At 54.3% G+C, this 12895-nt stretch carries 8 protein-coding genes; 2 read left to right on the top strand and 6 right to left on the bottom strand.

What is annotated here, in order from left to right; translation table 11 throughout:
* Positions 1 to 100: 100 nt before the first annotated feature.
* From narI to QEN31_RS10675, 5 genes are all read right to left on the bottom strand, one after another.
* On the bottom strand, positions 101 to 778 hold the full coding sequence (gene narI / locus QEN31_RS10695) for a respiratory nitrate reductase subunit gamma (protein ID WP_000545594.1): 678 nt from the start codon (positions 776 to 778) through the stop codon (positions 101 to 103).
* Positions 778 to 1488: a nitrate reductase molybdenum cofactor assembly chaperone gene (gene narJ, locus QEN31_RS10690; RefSeq protein WP_000571667.1), complete on the bottom strand. Its 711-nt coding sequence runs from the start codon at positions 1486 to 1488 to the stop codon at positions 778 to 780. Before narJ ends, narI begins: the two co-directional genes overlap by 1 nt.
* Positions 1485 to 3020 carry a nitrate reductase subunit beta gene (narH, locus tag QEN31_RS10685; RefSeq protein ID WP_000702625.1) on the bottom strand — a complete coding sequence of 512 codons (1536 nt, stop codon included), beginning with the start codon at positions 3018 to 3020 and terminating at the stop codon, positions 1485 to 1487. Before narH ends, narJ begins: the two co-directional genes overlap by 4 nt.
* Entirely contained in the window at positions 3017 to 6760 is a 3744-nt protein-coding gene (locus QEN31_RS10680; RefSeq protein ID WP_000032881.1) for a nitrate reductase subunit alpha, read from the bottom strand. The genes narH and QEN31_RS10680 overlap by 4 nt, the downstream gene beginning before the upstream one ends.
* 387 nt (positions 6761 to 7147) lie before the next feature.
* On the bottom strand, positions 7148 to 8545 hold the full coding sequence (locus tag QEN31_RS10675) for a NarK family nitrate/nitrite MFS transporter (RefSeq protein WP_099949661.1): 1398 nt from the start codon (positions 8543 to 8545) through the stop codon (positions 7148 to 7150).
* A 340-nt stretch (positions 8546 to 8885) separates the two neighbouring features.
* On the opposite strand from QEN31_RS10675, the gene narX reads away from it, so the two are divergent.
* Positions 8886 to 10682 carry a nitrate/nitrite two-component system sensor histidine kinase NarX gene (gene narX / locus QEN31_RS10670; protein WP_000476244.1) on the top strand — a complete coding sequence of 599 codons (1797 nt, stop codon included), beginning with the start codon at positions 8886 to 8888 and terminating at the stop codon, positions 10680 to 10682.
* Positions 10675 to 11325 carry a two-component system response regulator NarL gene (gene narL, locus QEN31_RS10665; protein WP_001064598.1) on the top strand — a complete coding sequence of 217 codons (651 nt, stop codon included), beginning with the start codon at positions 10675 to 10677 and terminating at the stop codon, positions 11323 to 11325. Before narX ends, narL begins: the two co-directional genes overlap by 8 nt.
* Here the strand turns inward: narL and QEN31_RS10660 are convergent, their stop codons facing one another.
* The gene (locus tag QEN31_RS10660; RefSeq protein ID WP_000008985.1) at positions 11326 to 12750 is read right to left on the bottom strand and encodes a YchO/YchP family invasin; all 1425 of its coding nucleotides are present in this window, start codon (positions 12748 to 12750) and stop codon (positions 11326 to 11328) included.
* Positions 12751 to 12895 lie beyond the last annotated feature (145 nt).

The raw sequence follows: 12895 nt of genomic DNA, 5'->3' as shown, positions 1-12895 counted from the left end.
AACGAAACAAGGCGGCGGTCGATAAGGCATTTATGCCGCACTCCGGCAAACAGCCATAAAAAAACTCCGCCGAAGCGGAGTTTAGGGCATCGAGAGAAAATCAGTGACGTGCACGAACAATCTGGTATTTGCGGGTCAGATACTCGACCGGCACGCTCCAGATATGCACCAGGCGCGAGAATGGGAACAACAGGAACAGCGTCATCCCCAGTACCAGGTGCATACGGAAGATAAAGGCTACACCATCCAGATGTGCGGATGCGCCACCGTGGAAGGTCACAACTGACTGCGCCCACCCGACCAGCTTCATCATTTCACTCCCGTCCATATGCTGGGCGGAGAACGGAATGGTCAGCAGGCCCAGCGCGCACTGAATCACCAGCAGCGAGAGAATCAAAATATCTGCGCCGGTAGTGGTGGCGCGGACACGTGGGCTAAACAGACGACGCTTGAGCAGTAAAATACCGCCAACCAGCGTCAGCACGCCGCAGGCGCCGCCGGCAATCATCGCCATCTTCTGCTTCACGTCGACCGGCAGAAAAGCTTCATACATCCAGTGCGGCGTTAACATGCCCAGGAAGTGACCGGCGAAAATACCCAGAATCCCAATGTGGAACAGGTTTGACGCCAGGTTCATTCCTTTGCGATCCAGCATCTGACTGGAAGCCGCCCGCCAGGTGTACTGGCCGTAGTCGTAACGTAACCAACTACCGATCAGAAATACCGATCCGGCAATGTACGGGTAGATATCAAAGAAGAACATATTCAGGAAGTGCATTAGTGCTGTCCTCCGGTGGTGATATTCAGATATTGCGGCGCCACGGCCCCGGCAAAACGACGCTGGTGAGCGGAGATTTCCGACTCGCCACACCCTTGATCGGCGAAGAATTTCACCTGCTCTTCTTCCCAGACCGCATCCAACGCCTGCGGGGTATCATCACGTGCTTCATTCGCAATTTTTTCAGCCACTTTATCGCTGTCGATAACGGTATTCGCCAGTTTTAACAGCAGATCGAACAGCACCGCATAACGGCTGTCACGCTGTTGCAAACGTGCGCTGAGCAGCGCCAGAATCGGCGCGATATCCTGTAAACCCCCTAACGCTTCGCTTTTCGGCAATTGCGCAAGGTATTCCAGATACAGCGGCAGATGATCGGGAAGTTCGCGACTGTCGAGCTGCAAACCGTGCTGCTCATACTGTGCCATCAGGTCAACCATCGCCTGACCGCGATCGCGGGATTCCCCGTGTACATGTTCAAACAGCAGCAGCGATGTGGCGCGACCACGGTCAAACAGTTCGCTATAAGCGGCCTGTACATCCAGCAGGTCCTGCGCGGTTAAATCGCGCAGGAAAACGCCCAGAGTCTGGGCATCCTCTTTATCCAGGTTCTCAGATGACGCGAGCGCATCGAACAACTCCTGCTGATGCTGCCACAGGGCAGCATCCGGGTACTCGAGCAGACGCGAAACAATGACGAGTTCAATCATGCGTGCGGCTCCGTTTTGCTGGTCACATCAACAGCGTCGATGCGGCGGCTGTTGAACAGATTGAATTTGGTATCAGACCCGTGGCAACCATCGCCGAAGGTAAAGCCACAACCGCTTTTCTCCGGGAATGCGTCACGCGCCAGTTCACGATGGCTGCTCGGCACCACAAAGCGATCTTCATAATTAGCAATTGCCAGGTAACGATACATTTCCTGCGCCTGGGCTTCGCTTAAACCCACCTCTTCCAGCGCGCGGGTATCCACTTTACCGTCTACGGTTTCCGCACGTTTGTAGTGACGCATCGCCAGCATCCGTTTCAGCGCCAACAGTACCGGCTGGGTGTCGCCAGCAGTCAACAGGTTCGCCAGGTACTGCACCGGGATACGCAGACTGTCTACATCCGGCAGAATACCGTTGCTGCCAAGTTCGCCCGCATCGGCGGCAGACTGAATCGGTGACAAAGGCGGTACGTACCAGACCATCGGTAGCGTGCGGTATTCCGGATGCAGCGGCAGCGCCAGCTTCCAGTCAATCGCCATTTTGTACACTGGCGATTGCTGCGCCGCATCGATCACGCTCTGCGGCACGCCGTCCTTCAGCGCCTGCTCAATGACAGCCGGATCGTTTGGATCGAGGAACACGTCCAGTTGACGCTGGTACAGATCTTTTTCGTTTTCCGTACTGGCGGCGCTTTCAATGGCATCGGCGTCATACAGCAGTACGCCAAGATAACGGATACGACCCACGCAGGTTTCCGAGCAAACAGTCGGCTGACCAGCTTCGATACGCGGGTAGCAGAAGATGCACTTCTCGGACTTGCCGCTCTTCCAGTTGAAGTAAATCTTCTTGTACGGGCAGCCGGTGATGCACATCCGCCAGCCGCGGCACTTGTCCTGGTCGATCAGCACGATGCCATCTTCTTCACGCTTGTAGATAGCACCGCTCGGGCAGGTCGCCACGCACGCCGGGTTGAGACAGTGCTCGCACAGGCGCGGCAGGTACATCATGAAGGTGTTTTCGAACTGGCCGTACATCGCCTTCTGCATGTTTTCAAAGTTCTGGTCTTTAGCGCGTTTTTCGAACTCGCCGCCCAGAATCTCTTCCCAGTTTGGCCCGCTGGTAATTTTGTCCATCCGCTGGCCGGTAATCAGCGAGCGCGGACGCGCGATCGGCTGATGTTTGCTTTCCGGCGCGGTATGCAGGTTCTGGTAGTCGTAATCAAACGGCTCGTAGTAGTCGTCGATGCCCGGCAGATGCGGGTTAGCGAAGATTTTACCCAGCAGCAGCGCCCGGTTGCCCATGCGCGGCTGTAGCTTGCCGTTAATTTTGCGGATCCAGCCGCCTTTCCATTTTTCCTGATTTTCCCAGTCATTCGGAAAACCAACGCCAGGCTTACTTTCTACGTTGTTGAACCAGGCGTATTCCATACCTTCGCGACTGGTCCAGACGTTTTTACAGGTGACTGAACAGGTATGACAGCCGATGCACTTATCGAGATTCAGCACCATGCCGACTTGTGAACGAATTTTCATTTTACGCTCTCCTGTACCTGGTCATTGCCTTCGCCATCCAACCAGTTAATGTTCTTCATCTTACGTACCACCACAAACTCATCGCGGTTGGAGCCGACGGTACCGTAGTAGTTAAAGCCGTAGGCTAACTGCGCATAGCCGCCGATCATATGGGTCGGTTTCGGCGTAATGCGCGTCACCGAGTTATGAATACCGCCGCGCTGCTGGGTAATTTCCGACCCCGGCAGGTTTACGATACGTTCCTGCGCGTGGTACATCATGGTCATGCCCGCCGGTACACGCTGGCTGACCACTGCGCGTGCGGTCAATGCGCCGTTGCTGTTGAAGACTTCGATCCAGTCGTTATCTTCAATGCCCAGATCTTTGGCGTCGGTTTCGCTCATCCATACAATCGGGCCGCCACGCGACAAGGTCAGCATCAACAGATTATCGCTGTAGGTCGAGTGGATACCCCATTTCTGGTGCGGCGTCAGGAAGTTGAGCGCCTTCTCCGGATTACCGTTGGATTTACGCCCCATCACCGCTTTCACCGAGCGGGTGTCGATCGGTGGGCGATACACCAGCAAACTTTCGCCGAAGTCGCGCATCCACTGGTGATCCTGATACAACTGTTGGCGACCAGACAGCGTACGCCATGGGATCAGCTCGTGAACGTTGGTATAACCGGCGTTATAAGAAACGTGCTCATCTTCCAGACCAGACCAGGTCGGGCTGGAGATAATTTTGCGCGGCTGGGCCTGAATATCGCGGAAGCGGATTTTCTCTTCTTCTTTATTGGTTGCCAGATGCGTATGGTCGCGACCGGTAAACTCGCTCAGCGCCGCCCAGGCTTTCACCGCCACCTGACCGTTGGTTTCCGGCGCTAACGTCAGGATCATCTCTGCCGCGTCAATCGCCGTGTTGAGCATCGGCTGGCCTTTCGCCGGACCGTCCGCTTTGGTGTAATTAAGCTTACGCAGCAAGTCCATTTCGCTCTGCGTGTTCCAGGCAATCCCTTTCCCGCCGTTGCCGATTTTCTCCATCAGCGGGCCGATAGAGGTAAAGCGTTCGTAAGTCGCCGGGTAATCGCGCTCAACGGTCATGATGTGCGGCGCGGTTTTCCCTGGAATCAGATCGCATTCGCCTTTTTTCCAGTCTTTCACGTCCAGCGGCTGCGCCAGTTCAGCGGCAGAATCGTGCTGGATCGGCAGCGTCACGACGTCAGTCTCTTTACCCAGGTGGCCTACACAGACTTCGGAGAATTTCTTCGCAATGCCTTTGTAGATTTCCCAGTCGCTTTTCGATTCCCAGGCCGGATCTACGGCGGCAGACAGCGGATGAATAAACGGATGCATATCCGAGGTATTCATATCGTCTTTTTCATACCAGGTGGCGGTCGGCAGTACGATATCGGAGTACAGGCAGGTGCTCGACAGGCGGAAGTCCAGCGTCACCACCAGATCCAGTTTGCCGTCCAGACCATTGTCACGCCACTCCACTTCTTCCGGCTTCACACCGCCCTGTTTACCCAGATCCAGCCCCTGAATACCATGCTCAGTACCCAGCAGATACTTCAGCATGTACTCATGGCCTTTACCGGAAGACCCAAGCAGGTTAGAACGCCAGATGAACAGGTTACGCGGGTGGTTTTTACCGTTTTCCGGCTGCTCGGCGGCAAAGCGAATCGAACCCTCTTTCAGGGATTTGACGGTATAGTCTACCGGCGTCATACCGGCTTTTTCCGCTTCACGCGCAATATACAGCGGGTTAGTGCCTAACTGCGGCGCCGACGGCAACCAGCCCATACGTTCGGCGCGCACATTGAAGTCAATCAGATGGCCGCTATAGCGGGATTTGTCCGCCATCGGCGACAGTAATTCCTCGGCGGTCACCGTCTCGTAGCGCCACTGGCTGGAGTGGTTATAGAAGTAAGAGGTGCTATTCATGTGACGCGCCGGACGCTGCCAGTCAAGGGCAAACGCCAGCGGCTGCCAGCCGGTCTGCGGACGCAGTTTTTCCTGGCCGACGTAGTGCGCCCAGCCGCCGCCGCTCTGACCAACGCAACCACAGAACACCAACATATTGATCAGCCCGCGATAGTTCATATCGAGGTGATACCAGTGGTTCAGACCGGCGCCAACGATAATCATTGAACGCCCGTGCGTTTTGTCCGCGTTATCGGCGAACTCCCGTGCGATACGGATGATCTGCGCCCGCGGCACGCCGGTGATCTGCTCGGCCCATGCTGGCGTATACGCTTTGGTATCATCATAACTGGCGGCACAATTTTCATCGTTCAGGCCGCGTTCCAGACCATAGTTCGCCATGGTCAGGTCATACACGGTGGTGACTAACGCTGAAGAACCATCGGCCAGTTGCAGACGTTTTGCCGGCAGTTTATGCAGCAGGACGTTATCCAGCGCCACATGATTAAAGTACTCTGAACCCTCGCCGCCGAAATACGGGAAGCCCACGTCAGCAATCTCATCCTGGCTGCCCAGCAAGCTGAGCTGCAATTCAGTTTCTGCACCGGTAGTCCCGTCGCGCTGTTCGAGGTTCCATTTGCCTTTTTCGCCCCAGCGGAAACCAATTGAACCGTTTGGCGCTACCATTTCACCGTTGCTGTTGATAGCGACGGTTTTCCATTCCGGGTTATTTTCCTGCCCCAGCGAATCAACGAGATCGGCAGCGCGCAGCATACGACCTGCGGCATAATAACCATCACGCTCTTCAAGCATCACCAGCATTGGCATGTCGGTATAGCGACGGACATAATCGGTGAAGTACTGGCGCGGGTTGTCGAGGTGGAACTCGCGCAGCATGACGTGGCCCATCGCCAGCGCCATCGCCGCATCGGTCCCCTGCTTCGGCGCCAGCCACAGATCGCACAGTTTGGCGATTTCAGCATAGTCCGGCGTCACCGCGACGGTTTTAGTGCCTTTGTAACGTACTTCGGTAAAGAAGTGGGCGTCCGGCGTACGGGTTTGCGGCACGTTAGAGCCCCAGGCGATAATATAGCTGGAGTTGTACCAGTCAGCGGATTCCGGCACGTCGGTCTGCTCGCCCCAGGTTTGCGGGGAGGCTGGCGGCAGGTCGCAGTACCAGTCGTAGAAGCTCAGGCAGGTACCGCCAATCAGCGAAAGATAACGTGCGCCGGAAGCGTAGGAAACCATCGACATCGCCGGGATGGGTGAGAAGCCCGCGACGCGGTCAGGGCCATAGGTTTTCACGGTGTACACGTTGGAGGCGGCGATCAGCTCGTTCACTTCCTGCCATGAGGAGCGAACAAAGCCGCCACGACCACGCGCCTGTTTGAAGCTTTTGGCTTTATCGGCATCTTCAATGATGGAGGCCCATGCCTCTACCGGATCGCGATGCAGTTTTTTCGCCTCGCGCCACATCTTCATCAGACGTTTGCGCATTAGCGGATATTTCAGTCGGTTAGCGCTGTAGAGATACCAGGAGTAGCTTGCCCCGCGCGGGCAGCCGCGAGGTTCATGGTTTGGCATGTCAGGACGGGTGCGCGGGTAATCGGTTTGCTGTGTTTCCCAGGTCACCAGACCATTTTTGACATAAATTTTCCAGCTACAAGAACCGGTGCAGTTCACCCCATGGGTTGAGCGCACAATTTTGTCATGCTGCCAACGTTGGCGGTATCCGTCCTCCCAGTCCCGGTTTGTTTCGAGAAGCTGGCCGTGCCCATCGGCAAAGGTTTCGCCCTTCTGCTTGAAGTAGCGAAACCGGTCCAGGAATTTACTCATCGGGTTTCTCCTGTGTGGAACCTTACGGCTCTCTGATAAATCGACATTGCTTAACTAAGGGCGAAGGTAACGCGCTGAATGGGCGTGAGAATTGATAACGATCAAGGCGGACAGGGATGCAAATGGCGCGCAAACCTCCTGCATACTCCTTTGGGAGGAGGAGTTTTATTTATATATATTACTGATTTAATTACATAAAATTAAATTTACGCACGACATGAATGTTAAATTTTCAACAAGTGGGTATTAAGGGGTATCCCCCTGGATGACCGATAAAGATGTGCGTGGTTAGCCCTGCCGCGTCTCTCTTCTTGATTATAAGTATGTTGTAACTAAATACAGATAAAAAAAAGCGCGGTCTAACGCCGCGCAAAGGATAATCAAAAGTTACTTTTTATTTTTAGAATGACGTCCATATACCGCCCAGGTAATAACGACGCAGGCGATATAGAAAATAAGAAAGACTTTCATCGCGCCGACTGGAGAACCGGTTAATGCTAAAGATGAACCAAACGCTTTCGGAATAAAAAAGCCGCCAATCGCGCCAATCGCGGAAATAAAGCCCAGCGCCGCCGCCGTATCAGTTGCCGCTTCACGCATGGCTCTTTCTTCCGACCCGCCTTCCGCTTTTACCCGGTCCATTGTCAGTTTACGGAAGATAACGGAGATCATCTGGAAGGTAGAACCACTCCCCAACCCAGCCGTCAGGAACAGCGCCAGAAATACCCCGTAGAACGCGATAAAGCTACCGCCAACGCCGCCAGTAGGTAATGTCAGGAACAGCAGACCGCTGAAAATCGCCATCAGGACAAAGTTGATAAGCGTGACGCGAGTCCCCCCCAGACGGTCAGAAATTGCGCCGCCTGCCGAACGCGCCAGCGCGCCGATCAACGGACCGAAAAACGCATAATGCAGGATCTGCACATCCGGGAATTGCGTTTTAGACAGCATCGCGAACCCCGCGGAGAAACCGATAAACGATCCGAAGGTCGCCAGATACAGCAGACTCATGATCCACAGATGACCACGTTTGAGCACCGGCAGTTGCTCTTTTAGCGAGGCCTTAGACGTCGCCAGTTCGTTCATGCCGAACCACGCCGCCAGCGTAAAAATGGCCAGGAAAGGCACCCAAATCCAGGCCGCGTTCGCCAGATAGAGCTGAGAACCGTCCGGCTGCTCTACACCGTGGCTGCCAAAGGCGGCAAAGATAGAGAGCGAAACCACCAGCGGCGCAACCAGTTGCATCACGCTCACGCCCATATTGCCCAGACCACCGTTCAGACCCAGCGCGCCGCCCTGCTTTTGTTTAGGAAAGAAAAAGCTGATGTTCGCCATACTGGAGGCAAAGTTCGCGCCGGCAAAACCACACAGCAAGGAAATAATAATGAAGGTGCTAAATGGCGTACTGGTATCCTGAACGGCAAAGCCTAACCATACGCAGGGCACGATGAGGATACCGGTACTGAACGCTGTCCAGCGACGTCCGCCAAATAGCGGCACCATAAAGGAGTAAGGCACCCGTAGCAGCGCGCCGGAAACAGATGGCAGCGCAGTCAACATAAAGAGCTGATCGGTCGTAAAATTAAATCCCACTTTCGGCAGGTTCACCGCCACTGCGCTGAATAGCATCCAGACGCAAAACGCCAGCAGTAAACACGGCACAGAAATCCACAAATTACGGCTGGCGACACGATGGCCGCGCTGCTGCCAGAATGCCGGATCTTCCGGACGCCATTCCGTGATAACAGCGCCAGTTGCCCTTTCCGGGGCGGATAAGTGACTCATAGACACCTCTGATTCTTGATTTGATGTCTGCCACATTAGGGTTTACTGCCGAAGGTAAGTTGATATAAATCAAAGGAAAAGTCGTCATCACCGGCGACTAAAAATAGTTATTACCCTTAATGAGTAGGCTATTTTGGTAAAAAAGCTGTGGTTTTTCACCATGCTGTGTCTGTCTACTCCTTCCCGTCGCAGATACCTCTCTACAGCGGCAATTAAGGAGTAACTCGTTATAGGTATGGGTATACTCCGCTGTATCGTTGAGAATAGCGGCACAGCCGATTGACGCCCCTCTTTTTTGCTACGTTTTTTCGGCGACATTACCCCGAAGAAAGAAGGTAACATGTTTAAACGGTGTTTCTCTCCTCTTACGCTGGTTAACCAACTGGCGCTGATTGTCATGCTCTCTACCGCTATCGGCGTGGCGGGGATGGCGGTTTCCGGCTGGCTGGTTCAGGGTGTGCAGGGTAGCGCTCATGCGATTAATAAAGCGGGCTCATTGCGTATGCAAAGCTATCGACTACTGGCAGCTGTCCCGCTGGATGCTAAAGATCAAAAGCTGCTGGATGAGATGGAGCAAACGGCATTCAGCCCTGAACTGACCCGCGCCGCTGAGCGAGACGGGCAGCAGAAGCAGCTTAAAGCGTTGCAGGATTACTGGCATAACGAACTCTCGCCAGGGCTACAGCACGCGCAAAACGCGCACGCGGTCGCAGAAGATGTCACGCGCTTTGTGGCGGGCCTGGATCGCCTGGTGACGTCGTTCGACCATACGACTGAATTGCGTATCGAACGCGTGGTATTAGTTCACCGGGTAATGGCGATCTTTATGGCGCTATTGCTGGTATTTACGATTATCTGGCTACGTGTTCGCCTTTTGCAGCCCTGGAAACAGTTGTTATCAATGGCGCGCGCCGTCAGTCAGCGCGACTTTACCCAACGTGCCAATATCAGTGGACGCAATGAGATGGCCGCGTTGGGTTCTGCGCTCAATAATATGTCTGAAGAACTGGCCGAAAGTTATGCGGTACTGGAACAGCGCGTACAGGAAAAAACAGCCGGTCTGGAACATAAAAACCAGATTCTCTCGTTTTTGTGGCAAGCCAACCGCCGACTGCATTCACAGGCTCCGCTATGTGAGCGTCTTTCACCGGTACTGAATGGCCTGCAAAATTTAACCCAGTTGCATGATATTGAGCTGCGGGTCTATGACCTGGAAGATGAAGATAATCACCAGGAATTTACCTGTCAGTCGGACATCAGTTGCGATGATAAAGGCTGCCACCTTTGCCCACGTAGCGCCCTGCCGATGATTAACGGCGGCACCACCTTAAAATGGCGGCTCACCGACTCTCACACCCAATACGGTATTTTGCTGGCGACGCTGCCCTATGGACGCCATCTCAGCCACGATCAACAACAGTTGGTGGACACGCTGGTTGAACAGCTTACCGCGACTCTGGCGCTCGACAGGCATCAGGAGCGCCAGCAGCAGTTGATTGTCATGGAAGAGCGTGCCACCATTGCCCGCGAACTGCATGATTCTATTGCCCAGTCGCTCTCTTGTATGAAGATGCAGGTGAGCTGCCTGCAAATGCAGGGCGACGTGTTACCGGAAAGCAGCCGTGAGTTACTCAGCCAAATTCGCAATGAGCTAAACTGCTCCTGGGCGCAACTGCGCGAACTGTTAACCACTTTCCGGTTACAGTTGACGGAACCCGGGCTACGTCCGGCGCTGGAGGCAAGCTGCCAGGAGTTCAGCGCCCGGTTTGGCTTTACGGTAAAACTGGATTATCAGCTTCCCCCCCGCCTGGTGCCTTCACACCAGGCGATACACCTGTTGCAAATTGCCAGGGAAGCCCTCAGCAACGCCCTTAAACACTCTCATGCCGACGATGTGGTGGTGACAGTGACGCAATGTGGCAAACAGGTCAAACTAAAAGTGCAGGATAATGGCTGCGGCGTCCCGGAAAACGCCGAACGCAGTAATCACTACGGCATGATCATCATGCGCGATCGGGCGCAAAGTTTGCGCGGCGATTGCCAGGTACGCCGACGCGAGACTGGCGGAACAGAGGTCACTGTTACTTTTATTCCAGAAACAAACTTCACAGAAACCCAGGGAGATACCCATGAATAATCAGGAACCGGCAACCATCCTGTTAATCGATGACCATCCGATGCTACGCACGGGTGTAAAGCAGCTTGTGAGTATGGCGCCCGATATCAGCGTGGTCGGAGAAGCCAGCAACGGTGAGCAGGGTATTGACCTGGCGGAATCGCTCGATCCCGATCTGATCCTCCTTGATTTGAATATGCCGGGAATGAATGGTCTCGAAACGCTGGATAAATTACGCGAAAAAGCGCTGTCAGGACGTATTGTCGTTTTCAGCGTATCCAACCATGAAGAAGATGTCGTCACGGCGCTAAAGCGCGGCGCGGACGGTTATCTGTTGAAAGACATGGAGCCGGAGGACTTGCTCAAAGCGTTACAACAGGCCGCCGCCGGCGAAATGGTATTAAGTGAAGCGTTAACGCCGGTACTGGCGGCCAGCCTGCGGGCCAACCGCGCCACCACCGATCGCGATGTAACGCAACTCACCCCGCGTGAGCGCGATATTCTGAAGCTCATCGCGCAGGGATTGCCGAATAAGATGATTGCCCGGCGTCTGGATATCACCGAAAGTACGGTCAAAGTGCACGTGAAACATATGCTCAAGAAAATGAAGCTGAAATCGCGCGTGGAGGCCGCCGTCTGGGTACATCAGGAACGCATCTTTTAATTATTGCTCCTGGAACGGTTGCCAATGCGGATTATCGTCCGGCATCGTGATAAACGGTTCAGTCAGCGCGAGCGTGATCTCATTGGAAGAGACACGCTGACCTTTTTCATCCTCAACCACCACCGATAAACGCCAGCGATTTGCCGCGCCTTCGCGGTGATCCCAGGCCGGCATAATGATTGTCCAGCCCTCGGTACTGCGGGTGTCCGTTCCTGCCGTCAAACTTAATGCCTGTGTATCGCCCTGCCAGCTCAAATGACGAATACCGTGCACGCTGCGCACCTGCAATTTTAACGCAACCGTCTCACCAGGCGTAAGATCCCAGGGCGGCGTCGCCAGAAAAACCGTTAACGTTTTACGCTGCCGATACTCCATTGTCGGCAGCGAGTTACGTTGCGGCGTATCATAGCGGCTACCGCGTAATGACTGGCTTTGCGCCACTTCACTGGCGGCAAGCTGCTTTTTGAGCGGCACGCCGAAGCGGTAGTTAAGCGTCAGCCCCAGGTTATTTTGACTGACCCCGCTCTCGCCCTGTTTGTGCTGGGCGGTCATGGTAAGCAAAGGTACTGGCGTATAGTTGAGACCCAGTTTTAACGCGACAGGATTGTGATACCCCGTTCCGGAGTCAAACAGATCCACGCTATCGCCAAAGTACTGCTCCAGACTAACGCTGGTATTGATATGCTGGTAAAACGGCAGGCGCATTTGCGCGTTGATATCATATCCGCGCGCCATTCGCTGTTCTAAGGTCGCCGTATGCGTCTGCCAGTCGGCAAAAGGCTGATAATAGTTGGCGGATAAACGCAAATATTCTCCCCACGCCTCCGCGCCAAAGCCGGCGCGCTGTAGATTTTCATCCAGCAGATTATCGTAAAAGGTATTATAGCCAAGAAGCCAGCCATCCTGCGCCCAGCGCTGTCCTACGCCAATGTTGCTTACCAGTCCGTCAGTCTGTTGCGTAAGACCAAGCTGGCTCCAGGTCAGATAGCGCTGTTTATCCTGTAAAGGGATAAACCAGCTTCCGCGACTGCCGTTAAAATGACCTTCGTTATCGACGTTAATATCCACGCTGGCGCTGCCCCAGGCTGATAGCCAGCTTTCAAGCTGCTGGTTAACCTGCTCGCTGACCACATCGCGTACCTGTCCGAAAGCGAATTGCCGCGCCTGTTCACCAGTATCCAGATCGTTATTTTTCATGCTGGCTTCGCCAAACGCTTTGGCCATCTCGGCAAAATGCTTTTCCCCTTCGTGGGATTCCGGCATCATGCCTAAATCCGGCAGACGGTTTTGCGTGAAAGGATCTTGCGCCTGCGCACGGATCGTACCGCTGGCAGCCAGCAAGAGAAGCGAGAGTGAGAATGAACGAAAAACAATACGGCTCAACGTGTCGGCAACTTCTACAACAAAAGATAAGAGGAATGACATCAGAGTAAACCATAACGTGTCCGGACAGGTTTTGCAGCCTTTTCTCGTGCTTCCAGGAATATCCTTATTTTTTCCGCAGAGCGTCCCGGGATTTTATCCACGCATTTGGCGGTACCCGGTTCCCGAGGTAACATAACGCCATTGC

Origin of the sequence: Salmonella sp. SA15303, assembly GCF_029962125.1 — a bacterium.
GTDB lineage: Bacteria > Pseudomonadota > Gammaproteobacteria > Enterobacterales > Enterobacteriaceae > Salmonella > Salmonella enterica.
Note: the sequence above shows the minus strand (reverse complement) of the source record. Positions and strands in the feature narration are given on the sequence as shown.

Bases quoted from the DNA above. Each gene is read 5' to 3' on its own strand.
- narI (WP_000545594.1), bottom strand. From the start codon at position 778: ATGCACTTCCTGAATATGTTCTTCTTTGATATCTACCCGTACATTGCC.
- narJ (WP_000571667.1), bottom strand. From the start codon at position 1,488: ATGATTGAACTCGTCATTGTTTCGCGTCTGCTCGAGTACCCGGATGCT.
- narH (WP_000702625.1), bottom strand. From the start codon at position 3,020: ATGAAAATTCGTTCACAAGTCGGCATGGTGCTGAATCTCGATAAGTGC.
- QEN31_RS10680 (WP_000032881.1), bottom strand. From the start codon at position 6,760: ATGAGTAAATTCCTGGACCGGTTTCGCTACTTCAAGCAGAAGGGCGAA.
- QEN31_RS10675 (WP_099949661.1), bottom strand. From the start codon at position 8,545: ATGAGTCACTTATCCGCCCCGGAAAGGGCAACTGGCGCTGTTATCACG.
- narX (WP_000476244.1), top strand. From the start codon at position 8,886: ATGTTTAAACGGTGTTTCTCTCCTCTTACGCTGGTTAACCAACTGGCG.
- narL (WP_001064598.1), top strand. From the start codon at position 10,675: ATGAATAATCAGGAACCGGCAACCATCCTGTTAATCGATGACCATCCG.
- QEN31_RS10660 (WP_000008985.1), bottom strand. From the start codon at position 12,750: ATGTCATTCCTCTTATCTTTTGTTGTAGAAGTTGCCGACACGTTGAGC.